Here is a 19,609-nt window from a genome sequence, read left to right as displayed (position 1 = left end):
CATTCTAAGGATCGTCTGATTTTCCCCTCTCCCTGCCCTCCCTAGAGTGCCGGGATGAGACTGAAGAACTACCTCCATCAGATCAGCCCGCTCCTGTCCTCGCCCGATGCGGCGCGGCGCCTGCTGCGCATTTTTGCCCTGGTGCTGCTGGTGGGCATTCTTGGCGGCGTCTACAGCTTCCTGCTGTTTACCTTCAACAATGAGATTTCCCAACGGCGCAGCTACATGAGCAGCGCCATCGCTGAGGCGCATACCTTTTTCACCACCCGCGAAGCGCTGCTGGAGAGCCTGAGCCTGTCGGCCACACGCAAGGCGAAAATAAACGTGCCGGTGTCCGAAGAAGAAATCCGTTTGCTGCTAGGGCAAACGCCGGGCAAGCAATGGAGCATCTGGCTGACCCAGCGCATGCGCGATTACCTGAAAGCCAAGCAGCTCAATCTGCTGTATGTCAGCAATGGCGGTCATGTATTGCGGCTATACAACGCGACGCCGCTGGTCGTCGGTTTGCCACAGGCCACGCTGGATCAGTTGGAAGCGCTCAAGCTCACGGCGACCTTGTCGGAACTGTGGCTAACCCATGCCGCAGACGGGCACTCGCGGCTGTACATCTTCATCCGCCTGGATGAACGCGACGTCCACTCCGGCTGGCTCGGTCTGGAAATGGACGACCGTGAAGTCTCCAATGCCCTGAGCGACCACAGTGCCGGCGAGTTCACCATGTTCAACTCCCAAGGCAAACCGCTGTTCAGCAACAGCCACAAACCACCGCCAGAACAGCACCTGCCGTTGCTGCGACAACAGGATTTCTTCGGCTTCGTCGGCGATGGCTGGATGCCCGAGCAATTGGTGTTGCGCAAGCAGCTGAAATCCTCGGACTGGCAGCTGACTTACTCCATCGACTTGCTGGCGGTACTGCGCGCCCTGTGGCCGCAAATGCTCGGCGCGCTGCTGTTCTGCGTGTTGAGTATCAGCCTGGTGTGCCTGTTGGTCCGTCGTCTGGAGCATCGTTTCATCACCCCGGCGATCCAGCGCATTCAGGCGCTGGTGGAAAGCGAACTGTTCAGCCGCGACGTGATTCAGACCGCGCCGGTGGCGCTGTGCGTGTTGCGCCGCAGTGACGGTCAAGTGGTGCTGGATAACACCCTCGCGCGGCAATGGCTGGGCCAGTGCAGCGAGCAACTGGGGGCTGGCTGGATCCGCGATGCGTTTGACGAAAACACGCCTTGCCTGACCGATTACTTCGAGACCGCCGACGGTCGTCACCTGTACCTGAGCTGCGCCCCCACCCGCTACAAGGGCGAAGACGTCTTGCTCTGCGCGTTCAGCGATATCAGCGCACGCCGGCAGATCGAAGCAGCGCTGGAACACGCGCGCCAATCGGCCGATGCCGCCAACGAAGCCAAGACCTTGTTTCTGGCGACCATGAGCCACGAAATCCGCACCCCGCTCTACGGTGTATTGGGCACCCTGGAATTGCTCGCACGCACGCAGCTGGACACTCAGCAGAAAAGTTACCTGCGCGCGATCGAAGGATCATCGGCTACGTTGCTGCAGTTGATTTGCGACGTGCTCGATGTATCGAAGATCGAGGCCGGGCAACTGGCGCTGGAGCTGAGCGAGTTTTCCGTCCCGGAACTGGTGCACGAAGTGGTGCAAGGCTATGCCGCCGCCGCGCAAAGCAAAGGCCTGCAACTCTATGCCTGCCTCGATCCGCAACTGCCCGATTGCCTGCTGGGCGATGTCAGCCGCGTACGGCAGATCCTCAATAATCTGTTGAGCAACGCGGTCAAGTTCACCGATTCCGGGCGCGTGGTATTGCGGGTCAGACTGCTCGCTCGCGAAGGCGAACGCGTGAGCCTGCAATGGCAGGTTTCCGACACCGGCAAAGGCATCGCCCATGACGATCAGGCGTTCATTTTCGAGCCGTTCTACCAGACCGCCGGCAACACCAACGTGGTCGCCGGCACCGGCCTCGGCCTGCCCATTTGCCTGCGGCTGACGCACTTGATGAATGGCACCCTGCGCATGGTCAGCGAACCGGGCCTGGGCAGCAGTTTTTCCCTCAGCGTGCCGCTGGAGCAACGCAGCGGCAACGCACCCTCTACTGCTTTGCCGCCCTTGGCTGCGGACCTCGTCTATGTCGTTTCGCCTGTGCGCGAGCTGGCCGACAGCATCAGTGGCTGGTTGCGCCGCTGGGGCGCCCGCGCGCATATCGGCGCACCGGATAGCATCGAGCCGGATTCGACGGCGCTGCTGCTGGAGCTGTATCCCGCAGCCTTCGGACAGCGCCCGAACCTGCCTTGGCATGGGCCGCGCGTACTGGCCAGCGGTGACGGCGCCCATGAGCCGCAATTCAGCGGCGACGGCTGGCAGGTCAATCTGAATGATCTGCTGGCGATTCAACGGGCCGTTCGCCAGGCCCAGAGCGGCCAGATTATCCACCGTCCGCCAGACACTGAAGCCCATGCCCTGCGCCCGTTGCACCTGCACATTCTGGTGGCCGAAGACAACGTCATCAATCAACTGATCCTGCGCGATCAGCTCGAAGAACTGGGCTGCACCGTGGCGCTGGCCAGCGATGGCGAAGAGGCCTTGTCGCACTGGCGCGATGCTGCGTTCGACATCGTCCTGACTGACGTCAACATGCCCCGTCTCAACGGCTACGAACTGGCCAAAGCCCTGCGGCGCCTCGGTTGCAGCATCCCGATCATCGGCGCGACCGCCAACGCCCTGCGCGGTGAGGACGCGCTGTGTCTGGCTGCGGGCATGAATCACTGCCTGGTCAAACCTTTTACGCTACGAGCCTTGTTCGCTGTCCTGGCTCCCTACGAACGAGTCGCCCATGAAGCCCTGTAGCATTTTGATTGTCGAAGACCACCCCTTCCAGCACCTGTATTTGCAGAACCTGTTCAGCGAGTTGGGCGACTTCGATCTGGCCTGTGCGAGGGACGGCGAAGAGGCACTGGACTGCCTGAAACAACGCGACTTCGATCTGGTGCTCACCGACCTGCTGATGCCGGGCATGGACGGTGTGCAATTTATTCAGGGCCTCGCCGCGCAGCGTTCGCGCCCGGCACTGGCGATCATGAGCGCCGCCTCACGGCGCATGCTGATGGGCGCGAGCCTGGTGGCGAGCAACCTGCAGGTGAAAGTCATCGGGCTGATTTCGAAACCGGTGAATGCGGCCGCCCTGCGCTGCCTGATTGATCAATTGCAGGCGCTGCGCCAGAGCGTCCCGGCGGCGAGCCATCCCGGCATCGATCGCCAGAGTATCTGCAACGCCCTCGACAACGGTGAACTGCAAGCCTGGTTTCAACCGAAGAAGGCTTTGAACAATGGCCGGATCGTCGCCGCCGAAGCGCTGGTACGCTGGAATCATCCTGAACATGGCACGCTGTTGCCCGGTGTATTTTTGCCGGCGTTGATTGCTTTTGGTCTCGAAGAGCCGTTGCTCTGGTGCGTGCTGAAACAAGCGATCGCCGCCCAAGCGATCTGGCGCGAGCAGGGTTATGACATTCCGGTCTCGGTCAATCTGCCCACGCACTTGCTCAACAGCCACGACCTGCCCGACCGCATTCTCGCTTTCGTGCTTGCCCATCAGGGCTTGCCCGCGCGGATCTGTTTCGAATTGATGGAGTGCTCGGTGCCCGACGACATCAGCAACTTCTACGCCGGCGCGTGCCGCTTGCGGATCAAAGGTTTTGGCCTTTCGCAAGACGATTTCGGCAAGGGCTACAGCTCGTACATGAACCTGGTGTCGGCGCCGTTCACCGAACTGAAAATCGACCGTGCTCTGGTACAAGGCTGCAATGCCAACGCCGAACTCGCGCAAGCCCTGACCAGCATTGTCAGTCTCGGTCGCCAATTGGGCCTGACGGTGGTGGCCGAAGGTGTAGAAACCGCACAAGAACTTGCTCTGCTGCGTAAAATCGACTGCACTCAGGTTCAGGGTTTCCTGATCTCCCACGCCGTTTCAGCCGATCAGTTCCAGCACTTGCTGACCCACGACGGGCCGGCGACTGCCTATTGAGCGGCACGTGGCTGTTGTTGAACGTCGCTCGCTACCGAGGTCACTGTGTCCCAAGGCTGCCCCATCACCGCTGGTCAGGCGCTGTAATGCCGCATACCAATGCATTTCTGGACAAACTGGCCAGCAGTTCGCTGCGTTTGAACAAAAGTCTGCTGCTGCTCGGCGCCCTGGTGTTGCTGCTGTTTGGCATCAGCTATCTGGGCGTGCAGCGCATGCTCGAAGAGCAGCGCGACACTCTGCAGTTTCACTTTGCCCGGTTGATGGAGAACATCCACGAGCAGGAAGTGTTCCTGCGCGATATCTCCCAGGCCAGTGCCAAGGGTCGATATTTCCCTTTGGTGGTGTTGCCCACCTATTCGCAAAAGCTGCTGCCCGATGAAGGCCCGAATATCTATGAAGGTCGCGGCTTGCCGTTTTCACTGCCGTTCAGTGTAAAGATCGATCCGAACAGAATCGCCGCCGACCAATACCCCAAGGTTTTCGCGCTGGGCAGTTATCTGGCCGCCTACTACAGCGCGTTCTGGGCGGCCTCGCACTATCAGTCGCCGCAAGTGATCCTGCTCAATGGCCCCGACAACTTCGACGTGGCCGTGCCCTCCGCCGGGCGCTTGCGCGGTGCAGGCCCGATGCAGATCGGCGCGTTTGCCCAAGTCATGAGCCAGGTGAACCAGCATGCACGCGAGCAGTCATCAGTCGCTGATCATCAAGTGCATTGGGTGCCCTACCCATCTACTCAGGACAGCGAGGCAACACCGACGCTGCTGGCCTACGTCAGGATCAATCTGCTGCAGCCAACGCTGACCATCGAGGGCGCCGATTCCTGGGTGGTGCTCGGCACGTTGCTGAAACTGTCTCAGGTCAACAACATCGAGCGATTGATGGAGTGGTCGATTTACGATGACTTCACCTTGATCACCCCGGTCGGCGTGGTCTTGACCGGCGCACACAGGCCCGACCAGGTACTGGATGAGGGGATCAATTTCAGCCGCGACGGTCTGGTGTTCAAGCTCAGCAGCCCCGGCGCACAGCACTGGACCGCGATCTACGTCATCAGCCTGCGCAGTTTTCTCAGCTATGCGTTGTGGCCATTGCTGTGCCTCGTGGCGGTGGTGCTGGCGTTGCTTGGTTGCGGTCGGGTCATCAATCGCTGGTACACCGCGCGCGTGATCATCCCCGCGCAAAGTGCGCACGCGAGCATCGCCGAAAGCGAGGCGTTCAGCCGTGCGGTGATCGACACCGCACCGACCGGCCTCTGTGTGATTCGCCGCAGCGATCACCACGTGCTCCTGGAAAACCAGCGCGCCCAGCAATGGCACGACAGCAGCCGGTTGATGAGCCTGCTCAAGTCACACAGCGAGTCCGGCCATGCCGATCTCGAGATCGACGGGCGTCATCTGCATCTGGCTTTCGTCTCGACGCGCTATCAAGGCCAGGATGCCTGGTTGTGTGCGTTGCATGACGTGACTCGGCATATCGAAGACGCGGCCGCCCTGGAAGAAGCCCGTCAGGCCGCCGACTCGGCAAATCAGGCCAAGAGTCGCTTCCTCGCCACCATGAGCCATGAAATTCGCACCCCGCTCTACGGCGTGCTGGGCACCCTCGAATTGCTCGGCCTGACATCGCTCGCCCCGCGCCAGCAGGATTATCTGGACACCATCCAGCGCTCCTCCGCCAGCCTGTTCAAGCTGATCAGCGATGTGCTCGATGTGTCGAAGATCGAGGCCGGGCAAATGACCCTTGAGCTTCAGGACTTCTGCCCGCTGGAGCTGACTGAAGATGTCGTGCGTACTTACAGCGCCTTTGCCCGCGCCAAAGGCCTGCAACTGTATGCCTGCATCGATTCGGGCTTGCCGGATCAACTGCGCGGTGACCCGTTGCGCATCCGCCAGATCCTCAACAACCTGCTGAGCAACGCGATCAAGTTCACCGACAACGGCCGCGTGGTATTGCGCGTGCGGGTGGTGCAAAACGCCGCTGGCAACGCCGACGTACAGTGGCAGGTCAGCGACTCGGGGGTGGGGATTTCCCAAGCGCAGCAACAGCAATTGTTCGACCCGTTCTATCAGGTCAACGACGCCGACAGTCAGGCCGGCGCGGGTCTGGGCCTGGCCATTTGCAAATGGCTATGCGAGTTGATGCGAGGGAGGTTGAGCGTGGTCAGCGAACCGGGACTGGGCAGCAGCTTTACCCTGCAACTCACGCTGGAGAACGTGCCGGGCGCATTGCCCGACTGCCCCGCTTTCGTGGCCGGAAGCCCCGCCGTTTATGTACGTGCCCCCGTCAGTGAACTGGCGCAGCACCTCATCGCCTGGCTCAATCGTTTTGGGCTTGATTGCCGCTTGATAACGTCCGAAATGCCGCCACCCTCTGCGCTGCTGGTGGACCTCACCCCTCTCGACAACGCCCCGCACTGGAGCGGGCCTCGGATCGTCGCCGTAGCGGGCGGCCCCAATCCGGCGCAGTCAAATGGCTCTGACTGGGCGGTCGACGCCGACGATGTCCGCGCGATTGCCTGGGCGATTCATCTGGCACAACACGGCGCCAACGCGCAGCGCCCCGCCTCGTTGCAGGCAAAGACCCGACCGTTGAATTTGCAAGTGCTGGTGGCCGAAGACAACGTAATCAACGCGGCGATCATCAAGGAACAACTGGAAGCCCTCGGCTGCTCGGTGGTCGTCGCTGCGAATGGCGAACAGGCCCTGGCGCAGTGGGCGCCCGGCCGCTTCGATCTGCTGCTGACCGACGTCAACATGCCGGTCATGAATGGTTACCGACTCGCCGAGGCCGTACGCCAACAGGACGCGACGCTGCCGATCATTGGCGTCACCGCCAACGCCCTGCGCGAAGAAGGCGAACGCTGCGCCGCCGTCGGCATGAACGCGTGGATGGTCAAGCCGCTGAACCTCGCTACCCTGCGTACGCAACTTGAGCAATATTGCAAAATCGCTGTGGCCCCCGTTATCGATGCCCCGCCGTCGCTATCTGCAAAAATGCGCGAGTTGTTTGTCACCACCCTGCGCCAGGATATTCAGACCACCCTGGCGGCACTGGATGCGGCCGACGCCAACAGCGTGGCGCAGCAACTGCACGGCATGGCGGGGGCGCTAGGGGCAGTGCAGATCAACGCCTTGGCCAGCGCGTTTGTCGAGCTGGAATGCCGCTTGACCGGCATGGCCGTGACGCCCGCTCTGGCCGTGGCGGTGCGACAAAATCTGACGCGGCTGCAAGATCTGCTCGACTCCCTCGAATAACTTCACTCTGGATAAATCACTCATGGAAACCTTCAACGTTGTCATTGCCGATGATCATCCCATCGTGCTGCTGGGGGTGCGGGAACTGGTCGAGCGTGACCAACGCTTTCGCGTGGTGGGCGAAGCCGTTGGCTCCGATGAGCTGATCAAGCTGCTGGAGACCAAGCCTGTAGATCTGTTGATCACCGACTTCAACATGCCTGCCGATTCGACCTACGGTGACGGCCTGAAACTGGTGGAGTACCTGATAAGGCACTTTCCCAAGGTTCGAGTGCTGGTACTGACGATGATTTCCAATCCATTGATCCTGACGCGCCTGCAGGAACTAGGTGTGCTGGCGGTCATTCAGAAAAACCAGCTGCACGACGAAATCGAGACAGCACTCAAGGCCATTGCCAAAGGCAGCCCGGTGCGCTGGCAGGCACCCGCGCCGACATCCGTAGTGAACGACGGCGCCGATCTGGATGAACGCTTTTCCCGGCTGTCGGCCAAGGAACATGAAATCCTGCGTTTGTTCGTGCAGGGCCAGGGCGTCAACGACATTGCCCGTTACTTGAACAGAAGTGCCAAAACCATCAGTACGCAAAAAATATCGGCAATGCGCAAACTTGAAGTCGGCAGTGATCAGGAGTTATTGACTTACTGCATCGAGCGCAACTTGTTCAATTAATAGCAAGGGATACCTTTCTGCAACTTTCGTGCATCTAGGAATCGTCTGATGTTCGCTCGGTAATTGGCGTTTTATTGTGTTGCTTTAACCCCACCAATGGAAAAAGCAACATGAAAAAGTTGTCCCAAACACTTCTCGCCCTTTCGATGTTCGCTGCCGCAGGTAACGCCCTGGCCGCTGACCCGGTCGTGCCAACCAAGGCCGGCAGCGGCACCATCAACTTCACCGGCACCATCAACAATGACGCCTGCTCCGTAGAAGGCGCCGGCAGCAACAAAACCATTTCGGTCGCCATGGGCGAAGTGTCGATCAAGGACATGGGCACCGCCACTGCACCCAAAGGCAACGGCACTTTGAGTGCCGAGAACTTCGACATGAAGATCAACTGCAACGCCGGCACCAAGGTCGCCATGATCTTCGAACCGACCAAGGGCGCAGGTTCGGGCATCGTGGCCGGGACCAAAGTGCTGAAGCTGATCGACGGTCTGGGCGCTGCCAAGAACGTCGGTATTGCCTTGCTCGATTCCAACGGTGCGTTGATCGACCTGAGTTCGCCCGCCGCGGCGAAGATCGAAAACACCCTGCAGGACAGCAACACCACGCTGAAATTCTCGGCCGCCTACGTCACCACTGCTGACGTCGCAACGGTCGTTGCCGGTCGCGGCGACGCCACCCTGCCGTTCACCCTGCAATACGAATAACCCGCGCGACTAATCGAGCCCAGTGCGGGGCCGCTCGGCCCCGTGCTTTCAATCACTTGCGCGGTACCCATCATGTTTTATCGTCACTCATTGTCCTTTTGCGCAGGCCTGCTGGGCCTGTTCGTGGTCAATCAGGCCACGGCCGGCATTTCCTTGAGCAGCACCCGTCTGGTCTTCGACGGCCAGCACAAAGAAGCCGGCATCACCGTGCGTAACAGCGGTGCAGATGTCCTGGTCCAGTCGTGGATCGACACTGACGCCAGCGAATCCGCTTCCGTGCCGTTTGCAGTCACACCGCCGTTGGTGCGCGTCAGCGGCGACGAACAGCAAATACTGCGGGTCATCTACGAGGGCACCGGCATGCCGAGCGACCGCGAATCGGTGGTCTGGCTCAACGTGCAGGAAATCCCCCAGAACGCGAAGACCCAGAACACTCTGCAACTTGCCGTGCGCCAGCGCATCAAGGTGTTCTTCCGCCCGGCCGGCCTGAAAAACAACGCCTATCTGGCACCGGGTGAATTGACCTGGCGCTTGGCCGAGCGTGCCGGCAAAAGCGTGCTGGTGGTGAACAATCCCGGCCTGTATCACGTGTCGATTGCCGATATCACCCTGCAATCCGGCGCACTCAGCGAGCACCCGTTTGATTCGATGATGATTGCCCCCGGCGAACGCAAAGAGTTCGCCCTCAAACAACTTCATTCAACTAATGCGGCAAATTTGTTGTTCAGCAGCATTAATGACTATGGCGCACAAGATCGTTTTACCGCGCAACTTTCCAACAGCGCCGACGCCAGCGCCAGTCCAAAGAAAGAAACGCCATAACTCGCGAATCGCTCTGATCGCACACTTTCACTGTATTTCTCTTCGCTCCGTTAGTTCGTATCGGAGGTGATATAGGGTTCCTGCATGTTTTTACTCAAACGCGACGGCTTGACGTCGTTGTTGATCGCCTCGGCTATCAGCACGGCGTGCCAGGCTGACGGCGATGAACAGTTCAACACGTCGTTTCTGCAAGGTGCCGCGTCGACTGTCGATGTGCAATCGCTGCTCGCCAGCAACAGCGTGTTGCCCGGCAACTACCGGGTTGACCTCTACAGCAACGACACGCTGGTCGGTCGTCGCGACATCGACTTCCGCCGCCACCCCGGCAACGGCAAGATCCAGGCCTGCCTGACCCTGGAGATGGTCCAGCAGTTGGGCGTCGACATCGCCAAGTTGCAGGCCAGCGGCAAACTCGACGCCGACGACCCGAACGCCTGCCTCGACCTGCCCGCACTGATCGAGCATGCCAGCGTGCGTTACGACGTGCCGCGCTTGCGCCTGCTGGTCAGCGTGCCGCAAAGCGCCATGGAACGCGGTCGACGGGGTTATGTCGACCCGGCGTTGTGGGACGAAGGCGTGCCGGCGGCGTTTATTAACTATCAGCTGAGCAGCAACCGTAACAGCACGCAGACCGCCGACACCATTTCCAATAACGTCGGCCTGCGCAACGGCATCAACCTCGGTGGCTGGCGCTTGCGCAATGAGTCCAACTTCAACAGCAGCACCGGCCAGCCGAGCACCTTCAAAAGCAACCGCAGCTACCTGCAACATGACCTGACCGCGTTGAAAGGCCAGTTCAGTGCCGGGGATATTTTCTCCGACGCCGACCTGTTCGACAGCGTGCGCTATCGCGGCCTGAAACTGGCCTCCGATGACGGCATGCGCGCCGACAGCGAACGCGGCTATGCGCCAGTGATTCGCGGGATTGCTCAGTCCAGCGCGACCGTGGAAATTCGTCAGAACAATTACATGCTCTACAGCGCCAACGTGCCTCCGGGCCCTTTCGAGATCAGCGATATCTATCCGAGCGGTTCCAACGGCGATCTGGAAATCACGATTATCGAGGCCGACGGCCAGCGCCGGGTGACGGTGCAGGCGTTTTCCAGCCTGCCGATCATGGTCCGCCAGGGGCAGTTGAAATACAGCGTCTCGGCCGGCCGCTACAACAGCAACAGCGATGATCAGCAATCGCCGCAGTTTGTCAGCAGCACGCTGGCCTATGGCATCAGCAGCAACTTGTCCGGCATTGTCGGCGTGCAAGCGACCGAAAATTTTCAGGCGCTGTCCGTTGGCGCGGGGCGCAATACGCCGATCGGCGCCGTATCGCTCGACGTGACGCATTCCGCCAGCCGCACCTTTGGCCAAGTGGTCAAAGGCAACAGCTTGCGCGCGCTGTACGCCAAGACATTTACCGGTACCGACACCAGCTTCACCCTCGCCGCCTATCGCTATTCGACCGAGGGTTATCGCACCCTCACCGATCACGTCGAGGAACTGAGCCACGAGGGCGAAAAACGCACGGGCAACTCGAAAACCCGTACCGACCTGACCGTCAACCAGAGCCTGGGGACTAACCAGCAATATGGCAGCGTTTACCTCAACGCCAGTGACCAGCGTTATTGGGGGCGCGGCGGATCGCAAAGCCTGTCGGCGGGTTACAGCAACTATTGGGGCGATGTCAGCTACAACCTCGGCGCGACTTACACCAAGGATGTCGGCAACTATGGGCCGGCGAACAATGACACTCTGGTCAACCTGTCACTGTCTTTCCCGCTGGGTTCAAAACCGCGCGCGCCCCGTGCCTTTGTTTCCGCGAGCACACAGAAAGCCACCGACAGCACTCAGGTCGGGATCAACGGCTACCTGACGGAAGACAGCGACACTTATTATTCGGTGCAAGGCGGCAACAGCAGCACCGGTGGCAGCAGCGGTTCGGTCAACCTCAGCACCCGCACCTCGGTGATGGACATCAGTGCCGGTTACAGCCAGGGGCGCGGCTACAACTCGCAGAATCTCAATCTGGCCGGCTCGATCGTCGGCCACGGCGGCGGGATCAACCTCGGGCAAACCGTGGGCGAGACGTTTGCGCTGGCGCAGGTCGAAGGGGTTTCCGGGGTAAAGATCGGCAGTTTCTCCGGGGCGAAAACCGGTCGTAATGGCTATGCCGTGGTGCCCAATGCGCAACCCTATCGGGTCAACTGGATCAACCTCGACACCCGCGATCTGGGCGGCGATATTGAAATCGATAACGCGACCCGGCAAGTGGTGCCGCGCCGTGGTGCGGTGGTGCTCGCGCGCTATGCCAGCAAGACCGGGCGCCGCGTGCAATTTGCCTTGTTCGATGCTCAGCACCAGCCAATCCCGTTTGGTGCGTCGCTGGAAGATGCCGCCGGTAAGCAACTGGCGATCTCCGACCCAAGTGGCAAGGCGCTGGCACTGGTGGAAAGCGACACCGGCACGCTGACCATCAACTGGCAAGGCCAGCGCTGCGAGGCGTCGTATGCACTGCCCGAGCGGGACAAGGCATTGAACTACGAACGAGCTTCACTGGTATGTCGCCTGCCCACAGCTAATTTGCTGTAAACACAAAATCCTTGCCCACCACAGATCAGTGTAGGAGTGAGCCTGCTCGCGATAAGGCCATCAGCCGCACCATTGATATCGACTGAAAAAACGCCATCGCGAGCAGGCTCACTCCTACAGGGGAACGCATTCCAAATGTAGAAGTGAGCCTGCTCGAGATTGGAGCGACTCGGTTCAGGAGAAAGCGCGCGTTAGAAATCGCGCTTGTAAAAGATATCCAGCGAACTCGCCACACCACTCGCCGCCTCGACATAAACCTTCTTGCTCAGCTTGTAGCGCAGCGCAATGGTGCTGGCCGGTTCAAACACGCCAACGCCATAACGCAAACTGAGCTTCTCGGTAATATTGCCGCTGGCCACCACGCTGGTGGCATCGCCGCTGCCTGCGGTATCGAGCTGGAAATCCTGAATCCCCAGATCCTTGGCCAGGCTGCTGGTGACCCCGGAGCTGCCCATCAAGCCCAACCCCAACGCCGCTTGCGCGAGCATGTTGTTGTCTTCGCCGTTGGTGCTCAACGGTCGGCCCAAGACCAGATACGACAGCGCCTGCTCCTGGCTCATCGCCGGCTCGGAGAAGATCTGCGTGGTCGGCTGCTCGGCGCTGCCGCTCAGGCGAATACCGGCGATCACGTCGTCGGTCTGGCGAATCGCTTCGATGTCCAGATACGGCTGATCGAGGGGGCCGGCGAACAACAGACGTGCACGGCGCACTTGCAGGCGCTGGCCGTAGGCACTGTAGCGGCCGTCGTTGAGCCACAGTTCGCCACGGGTGTCCATGTTGTCGCCGATGTGCACATGACCTTGCACGTTGGCGGTCAGGCCAAAACCGGCGAAGGCCAGTTTGTCTTCACCGACCACCACGTCGATGTCCATTTTCATCGCCAGCGGCGGTTTGCCCTCTTCGGTCTGCGCGCCGACGATGATCGTGTCATCGGAGACTTTTACCGTTGATGGCGGCAATTCACGCACGGTGATTTCACCTTTGGGCACCTGCACTTTGCCGGCGATCTTCAGTTCGTCGCCGGCCATGGAAATCTTCAGGTCCGGCGCCATTTCCAGCTTGGCATACGGCTCGACGGTGACCGGCAATTGCGTGCCCTTCAGCGCCAGATCGACCACCAGCGCCTGACCCCAGGCGACGTTACCGGTCAGGCTGCCCTGCCCGCTCTTGCCGCTTTTCCAGCCGCCGTCGAGGCGTACCGATTCGCCGGCAATCAGGGCGGTGAGTTGCAGATTCTGCAGCTCCATCGGCAACTCGGCGCCGGACACTTCGCCGTCGCTGAGTTGCACGGTGCCGTTGACCAGCGGTGCAAGCAATCCGCCGGAAATCGTCCCGCTGCCGTTCAGGCGCCCGGTGAGTTTTTCGACCATCGGCACGAACGGCCGCGCCACCGACAGGTCCAGCCCGCTGAGGCGGAACGAGCCGCTCAGCGGTTTGTTTTTCGGCAGTGGATTGAGCTGTGCCTGCACCAGCAACTCGCCGAGTTTGCCGCCGACGAAATTCAGTTCGGTGTCGACGCGTTTCGGCGTCAGTTTGCTGGTGAGTTTCAGGGTCTGGTACGGGAAGTCCAGCCACTGATCCTTGTCCTTCATGCGCAAGGTGCCGCCGCTGGCGTCGATGCTGACCACGCCGTTCGGGCCGCTGGCCGGCAGATCCAGTTGCAGATCGGCATTGAGTTTGCCTTGCCAGGCGAAGTCTTTCGGCAACCATTGCGCCAGACTTTCGATCGGGAATTGCTTGAGGTGGTAGCGCAGTTTCGGCTCCGGCATCAGGCGCTGATCTTCACCGCACAGGCTGGCATCGCCGGACATCCAGCAATGCGCGCCGAAGTTGATTTTGCCGTCAGCCAAGCGTTCGAGTTTTGCCGGATTCTGCAGTTTCCAGTCCTGGCCGCCGGCCTGAATGTCGCCACTGGCCAAACGGCCGCGCCAGTTGCCCTTGTCCAGATTGCCGTCCAGACCAAGGGCCAGTTTCAGCTTCGGCCCGATCAGGTCGAGGTCGAGTTTCTGCTTTTTGATATCGCCCTGAGCGCTGGCGGTCAGCGTGCCCAGCGATGTGTCGCCGGCTTGAATGCCAGCGCCTTTCAGATCGATCTTCGCCCGCTGCGCACTGTCGAGGGTGGCGTCGAGGTTGAGGCTTTGCAGGCGATTGTCCTGAAACGCCAGTTGCGAACCTTGCAGGTCGAGCTTGCCCTGCGGCGCCTTCAACGTACCGGCCACATTGACCTGCCCGTTGACCTGCCCGCGCAGTTGCGGCCAGAGCTGAGCCAGACGCGACAGCTTGATATCGATCTGCCCGGTGAGTTTCTGTTGCAGGCTGCCCTTGCCGCTGATGCTGTTGTCGCCGAGACGGATTTGCAGAGCGTTGAGATTCCACTGTTCGCCAGCGCCGTCAGCCTTGGCCTGAAGGATCGCCGGTTGACCGCGCAGTTTGCCTTTCAAGTCGAGGTCGGCGGTCAGGCTCAGACGTTCGTTCTTCATTTCGCCTTGGCTTTTCAGCGGTCCAGCCAACGTGCCCGGCAACTCGGCGACCCAGTACGCCGGGTTGAGCGCCGACAGCTCCAGCGCCGTGTCCCAGGCAATGCCGTCGGCGAACTGGACGTTGACGTGCCCTTCAGCCTTGCCCTGCCCGGCTTCCATTTTCAACTGCGGCAAAGCGATCTGTTTAAGGCTGCCGCTGAACGGACTGCTCAGGGTAAACGCACCCGCCGGGCCATCCATTGCGGCGGCGAAGTTGCCGAGGTATTGGCCGTCGGTGTAGGAGACTTCGCCAGTAAACGTACGCAAGGCGACTTGTGGCTCGTCGATTTCGTTATAGAGACGATGCCACGGGAAATCCTGCCAGTTGATATTGGCTTGGGCGCTGAGGCCTTTGCTCCAGTCGACGCTGCCGGTGAGTTTCAGGCTTTGCTTGTCGTTGGCCGTCAGGTCGAGACCGGCAATCTGTGCGCCGCTGGCGTCGACTTTGCCTTGGAGCAGCAGCGCCACCGGGCCTCTATCGGCGGGCAGCGTGGCGTTGCCGTTGAGCTGGTAACCGTTTTTCAGGTCGCCTTCGCCGGTCAACAGCAATTGATTGAGTTGCAGGGTGTCTGGTAAATCAGCGCTCGGTTTGAACGCGTCGCTGGTGATGCGCACTTTGGCCGGCAGGTTTTCCGCCAGCGGTTGCAGTTCGCCGCTCAACTGGCCGTCGAGGTAACCCCGGCTGTCGGCGTACAGATTGAGGGTTTTCAGCAGGTCGCCGTCAACCTTCAACGCTAGTGTCCACGGTCCCGTGCCCGGCGATGGAAGCGTCAGGTCTCCAGCGATGTTCAGCGGCCAGTTACCGGTCGGCGTGAGTGTGCCGGACAGGTTCAGGCTGAGGTCGTCGCGCTGCAATTTCACGCTGTCGATCCGCATGCCTTGGGCGGTCCAGTGCGCCGCCAGTTGCAAGCCCTTGAGCTGTTCGCTGCCGTTGAACAGCAGGCTGCCGACCTGCACGTCGCCCAGTTCGATGGCCACCGGCAATTGCAGATCCGGCAGTTTGATCGGGCCGCTCTCGGTGGTTTCTTCGCTCGGCGGGAATTGCAGAATGACCTGATCAGCCTTGAGCTGTTCGATGCACAAGGTCATGCGCGTCAGGCACAGCGGTGACCAGGCGAAGATTGCCTTGTTCAGTTCGACGCGGCTGCTGTCCTGCTGCCACAACAGATGATCGGCGCTCCATTGCCCGCCGAGGCGACCCTGGAAATTCTCGACACTGAGCCCCGGCACGAGACCCAGCACCCAACGGCTGCCGGCCTGCGTGCCGAGCACAGCGGTGACGCTCAATACAATCAACAACACCAGCGCCAGCAGCGTCAGCGCCGTAATTTTCAAACCACGCTTCACAGCTCAGGCCCCATGGAAAAGTGCAGCCGGATGCCGCCATCGTCGTCGAGTGCGTGGGCCAGGTCGAGGCGGATCGGCCCGACCGGCGAGACCCAGCGCACACCAATGCCGACCCCGGTCTTGAGGTTCGGCAGTTCGAGTTTGTTGAACGAGTTGCCCTGGTCGACGAAAGTCGCGACGCGCCATTTCTCGGCGATCGAGTATTGATACTCGACGCTGCCAGCGACCATGTAACGCCCGCCGATCCGGTCACCGTCGGAGTTTTTCGGCGACAGGCTCTGATAGTCATAACCGCGCACGCTCTGATCGCCACCGGCGAAGAAACGCAGCGACGGCGGAATCGAGTTGTAACCGTTGGTGGCGCTGCCGCCGACCTGCACGCGACCGAGCAAGCGGTGCTTGTCGAACACCGTGGTCAGGCCTTTGACCAACGCCGTGCCATATAGAAGGTTGTTGTCCGAACCCAAGCCTTCCTTTGCCACTTTGCTTTCGAAGCTCAGGCGATAGCCATTGTGCGGGTCGATGCGATTGTCGCTTTTCAGGTACGAGTAACTGATGCCGGGCATCAGCAAGGTGCTCAGGCCCGAGTCATCGCCGAGTTCATATTCTTCGCGCTGCCATTTCAGCGAGATCACCCGCTGCCAGCCGCTCGGTAATTTGCTGTGCCATTCCGGGCCGAAGGTCAGCAGTTTGCTGAGTGTGTCGGAACCGTCGATGTCTTCGAACTGATAACCGCCGGCCCAACGCAGTTTGTCGGTCAGCGGCGGGTCGAGCGGGATGTCATAGAACAGCCCGACGTTTTGCCGTGGCGCCGACAGCTCGGCTTCCCAGCCATAACTATCGCCTTGCGGGTTGACCCAGTGGCGTGTCCAGTTGGCTTTGATGCGCGGGCCGACGTCGGTCGAGTAACCAAGGCCCAGGCCCATGGTGCGCGGCTTGCGTGTGTCGAGTTTGACGTCCACCGGGATCACGTCATTTTTCGCCGTGGTCGGTGCGGCATCGACGCGTACGCCTTCGAAGTAACCGCTCGATTGCAGATCGCGATTGAGCTCAGCGATCAGCTCGGAGTCGTACGGCTCGCCTTCCTTGAACGGCACCATGCGTTGCAGCAGGTCTTCGTCGAACGGCGTGTCGCCTTCGAATTTGACCTTGCCCAACGCATAACGCGGGCCGCTTTCGTAGATCAGTTCGATGTCGGCGACCCCGGCGCGCGGGTCGACCATGAGTTTTTGACGGGTGAAATGGCCACTGAAAAAACCGAAGCGCGAGGCCTGATTCTGAATAAGTCTTTTGGCGTCTTCGTAACGCCCATGGTTGAGCACCGCGCCGGACTTGAGCACGTCGCTTTTCGGTACACGAAAGGATTTGAGGGAGGCAGCCGGGCCGTCGACACGGAGGGTGACGTTGCGCAGGTGAATCGGCTCGCCGGGATCGATGTTCAACACCAGGCGCGGCTTGTCGCCACCCTTGACGTCACTTTCGATCTGCGGCTGGTAGTAGCCCAACGCCTGGGCTGCCTTGCGCGCCTGCTCTTCGGCACCGCGACTGAAGCGCTGCAGGGCTTCTTCGTCGCGATCGCCGAGGCTGCCGATATAGCCTTCTATATTGGCCTTGAGTTCATCGTTGGACGGTTTGATCCGCACATCCAATTCACTTTGCGCCAGCGCCGCGCAGCTGGTTAACAGCATGAGCACGCCACTGGTAAATCTTCCTGGAAACTTCATAGGCGCGGATGCTATCACGGGCTTGGGAGCGTGATAGAACAGGAAATTTCCCGAGAAGTTCGATTGTTATGCTGTTGCAGTTTGTAACACCTGCGGATTGGCGTGGAAAAATACGTGTTCACGCACCGGCCCGACGGCAACTTCGCCGATCTCTTGGTAACCCTGCCTTTTATAGAATTCCAGATAGCGCGGGTTGCCAGTGTCGAGCACCACGCCTTGCGAGGTTTCGTCGACGGCGCACCAGTTGTGTACGGCGGTCAGCAGTTGTTCGCCAAAGTGTTTGCCCTGGAATTGCGGGTGAATGCCCAACAAGGGAAGCATGTGCACGGAATCGCTGGGCACACACGCGGCGACCGCATCGTGGTATTCCAGATAGCGCCGGGTGCAGCGGAATCCGGTGCTGAGCACCATGCGCAGGCGCCACGCCCAGCTTTCGGTGATGCCCAAACGGCGTTGCGGTGGCGCGATCAGGGCGATGCCGATCAGGCGGTCGTTGACCAGCAGGCCAATGGCGGGCAGATCCTGCAGAAAGTGTTGTTTGACCAGTTCGCGCACCGTCGCCCGCACGCGCTGTTCGTAGCCGGGGCGCTCGGCTTCGAACAGGTAAGCGAAGGTCGGCTCATGGCGATAAGCCTGATAGAGCAGCGATCGAGCTTCGCGGGAGTAGCCACGGTCGAGCATATGAATGTCGGCGATGGCGGTCTGGGTTTCAGGCATGACGGTGATTCTCCCCGGGGCGCGTTCAAATGGCGGCGCTCTTGTTGGTACGAACCTTTTACGGGTGGCGTGGTTCCCCACAGGTATAGACCAAGTCGGGATCTTCATCGACTGGGCGGACGCCTTCGTCGGAACGCCGCCCGGAGACAAGCTCGCTCCCACATTTGGAACGCATTCCCCTGTGGGAGCGAGCCTGCTCGCGAAGAGGCACTTACAGGCAACATAAATCCCACAGGCCAAAATGATTTCTCCCACACTGGCCCATCTCCCCCATGTCAGCTAGCATCGCCCTTTTGCCAGGACTGCCGACCATGAAGATCGTTTCCTTCAACATCAACGGACTGCGTGCGCGTCCGCATCAGCTGGCAGCGCTGATCGAAAAACACCAGCCGGACGTCATCGGCCTGCAGGAAACCAAGGTCCACGACGACCAGTTCCCGCTCGAAGAAGTCCGCGCCCTCGGTTACCACGTGTATTTCCACGGCCAGAAAGGCCATTACGGCGTGGCGATGCTCTCGCGCAAGGAACCGATCGCCATTCACAAAGGTTTCGCCACCGACGAAGAAGACGCCCAGCGTCGCTTTATCTGGGGCACCTTCGCCGACGCCAATGGCGTGCCGGTGACGATCATGAACGGCTATTTCCCTCAGGGTGAAAGCCGCGACCACCCAACCAAATTCCCCGCCAAGCAGCGTTTCTACAGCGATCTGCAAGCGCTGCTGGAAAGCCAGTTTCACAACGAGCAGCCGCTGGTGGTTATGGGCGATGTGAACATTTCCCCGGAAGACTGCGACATCGGCATCGGCCCGGACAACATGAAGCGCTGGCTGAAAACCGGCAAATGCAGCTTCCTGCCGGAAGAGCGCGAGTGGATGGCACGCCTGAAAAACTGGGGTTTGACCGACAGCTATCGGCACCTGAACCCGGACGTGACGGACATGTTCAGTTGGTTCGATTACCGCAGCCGTGGCTTTGAAGATGAGCCCAAGCGTGGCCTGCGCATTGATGTGATTCTGGCGTCCCATGGTTTGTTGCCACGGGTGAAGGCTGCCGGTGTGGATTATGAATTGCGCGGGATGGAGAAACCGTCCGATCACGCACCGATCTGGCTTGAACTCAGCTGATCCCTAGCCTTACGCAATCCCTGTAGGAGTGAGGCCGTTCGTGGGGGGGGTGGGGGGGGGGAGGGGTGAGGTGGGTGGTTCAACAATTTCTGGGGAAGGATTCCCCCCCCCAAGGAGCGCT

At 60.4% G+C, this 19,609-nt stretch carries 11 protein-coding genes; 8 read left to right on the top strand and 3 right to left on the bottom strand.

Annotated elements, in window-relative coordinates; translation table 11 throughout:
* Positions 1–54 precede the first annotated feature (54 nt).
* The 7 genes from ACW9IR_RS17555 (at position 55) to ACW9IR_RS17525 (ending at position 12,057) form a co-directional block, all read left to right on the top strand.
* On the top strand, positions 55–2,856 hold the full coding sequence (locus ACW9IR_RS17555) for an ATP-binding protein (RefSeq protein WP_457464416.1): 2,802 nt from the start codon (positions 55–57) through the stop codon (positions 2,854–2,856).
* Complete coding sequence (locus ACW9IR_RS17550) at positions 2,843–4,030, top strand: EAL domain-containing response regulator (RefSeq protein ID WP_102901276.1); 1,188 nt, start codon at positions 2,843–2,845, stop codon at positions 4,028–4,030. Before ACW9IR_RS17555 ends, ACW9IR_RS17550 begins: the two co-directional genes overlap by 14 nt.
* 86 nt (positions 4,031–4,116) lie before the next feature.
* The gene (locus ACW9IR_RS17545; RefSeq protein ID WP_102901275.1) at positions 4,117–7,281 is read left to right on the top strand and encodes a hybrid sensor histidine kinase/response regulator; all 3,165 of its coding nucleotides are present in this window, start codon (positions 4,117–4,119) and stop codon (positions 7,279–7,281) included.
* A 22-nt stretch (positions 7,282–7,303) separates the two neighbouring features.
* A complete protein-coding gene (locus tag ACW9IR_RS17540; protein ID WP_102901274.1) occupies positions 7,304–7,951 on the top strand; it encodes a response regulator in 648 nt (215 codons plus the stop codon).
* 110 nt (positions 7,952–8,061) lie between these two features.
* Positions 8,062–8,652 carry a fimbrial protein gene (locus tag ACW9IR_RS17535; RefSeq protein WP_095050773.1) on the top strand — a complete coding sequence of 197 codons (591 nt, stop codon included), beginning with the start codon at positions 8,062–8,064 and terminating at the stop codon, positions 8,650–8,652.
* 72 nt (positions 8,653–8,724) lie between these two features.
* On the top strand, positions 8,725–9,474 hold the full coding sequence (locus tag ACW9IR_RS17530; protein WP_102901273.1) for a fimbrial biogenesis chaperone: 750 nt from the start codon (positions 8,725–8,727) through the stop codon (positions 9,472–9,474).
* An 84-nt stretch (positions 9,475–9,558) separates the two neighbouring features.
* The gene (locus ACW9IR_RS17525) at positions 9,559–12,057 is read left to right on the top strand and encodes a fimbria/pilus outer membrane usher protein (protein ID WP_102901272.1); all 2,499 of its coding nucleotides are present in this window, start codon (positions 9,559–9,561) and stop codon (positions 12,055–12,057) included.
* A 191-nt stretch (positions 12,058–12,248) separates the two neighbouring features.
* Here the strand turns inward: ACW9IR_RS17525 and ACW9IR_RS17520 are convergent, their stop codons facing one another.
* The 3 genes from ACW9IR_RS17520 to ACW9IR_RS17510 form a co-directional block, all read right to left on the bottom strand.
* Positions 12,249–15,923 (bottom strand): translocation/assembly module TamB domain-containing protein, encoded by a 3,675-nt coding sequence (locus ACW9IR_RS17520; protein ID WP_457464412.1) that lies wholly within the window; start codon positions 15,921–15,923, stop codon positions 12,249–12,251.
* A complete protein-coding gene (locus tag ACW9IR_RS17515; RefSeq protein WP_457464410.1) occupies positions 15,920–17,647 on the bottom strand; it encodes an autotransporter assembly complex protein TamA in 1,728 nt (575 codons plus the stop codon). The genes ACW9IR_RS17520 and ACW9IR_RS17515 overlap by 4 nt, the downstream gene beginning before the upstream one ends.
* Before the next feature lie 66 nt (positions 17,648–17,713).
* Entirely contained in the window at positions 17,714–18,364 is a 651-nt protein-coding gene (locus tag ACW9IR_RS17510) for a GNAT family N-acetyltransferase (RefSeq protein WP_150708124.1), read from the bottom strand.
* A 311-nt stretch (positions 18,365–18,675) separates the two neighbouring features.
* Here ACW9IR_RS17510 and xthA point away from each other — a divergent pair, with 311 nt between their 5' ends.
* Entirely contained in the window at positions 18,676–19,488 is an 813-nt protein-coding gene (gene xthA / locus ACW9IR_RS17505) for an exodeoxyribonuclease III (RefSeq protein ID WP_064389273.1), read from the top strand.
* Positions 19,489–19,609: the final 121 nt, after the last annotated feature.

It is taken from the genome of Pseudomonas sp. SDT291_1_S447 (assembly GCF_054070155.1).
The sequence above is the reverse complement of the archived record's forward strand: the minus strand, read 5'-3'. Positions and strand labels throughout refer to the sequence as shown.

Excerpts from the sequence above, each read along its gene's own strand:
- ACW9IR_RS17510 (WP_150708124.1), bottom strand. The coding sequence starts at position 18,364 with ATGCCTGAAACCCAGACCGCCATCGCCGACATTCATATGCTCGACCGT.
- ACW9IR_RS17555 (WP_457464416.1), top strand. The coding sequence starts at position 55 with ATGAGACTGAAGAACTACCTCCATCAGATCAGCCCGCTCCTGTCCTCG.
- ACW9IR_RS17535 (WP_095050773.1), top strand. The coding sequence starts at position 8,062 with ATGAAAAAGTTGTCCCAAACACTTCTCGCCCTTTCGATGTTCGCTGCC.
- ACW9IR_RS17540 (WP_102901274.1), top strand. The coding sequence starts at position 7,304 with ATGGAAACCTTCAACGTTGTCATTGCCGATGATCATCCCATCGTGCTG.
- ACW9IR_RS17550 (WP_102901276.1), top strand. The coding sequence starts at position 2,843 with ATGAAGCCCTGTAGCATTTTGATTGTCGAAGACCACCCCTTCCAGCAC.
- ACW9IR_RS17545 (WP_102901275.1), top strand. The coding sequence starts at position 4,117 with ATGCCGCATACCAATGCATTTCTGGACAAACTGGCCAGCAGTTCGCTG.
- ACW9IR_RS17515 (WP_457464410.1), bottom strand. The coding sequence starts at position 17,647 with ATGAAGTTTCCAGGAAGATTTACCAGTGGCGTGCTCATGCTGTTAACC.
- ACW9IR_RS17525 (WP_102901272.1), top strand. The coding sequence starts at position 9,559 with ATGTTTTTACTCAAACGCGACGGCTTGACGTCGTTGTTGATCGCCTCG.
- xthA (WP_064389273.1), top strand. The coding sequence starts at position 18,676 with ATGAAGATCGTTTCCTTCAACATCAACGGACTGCGTGCGCGTCCGCAT.
- ACW9IR_RS17530 (WP_102901273.1), top strand. The coding sequence starts at position 8,725 with ATGTTTTATCGTCACTCATTGTCCTTTTGCGCAGGCCTGCTGGGCCTG.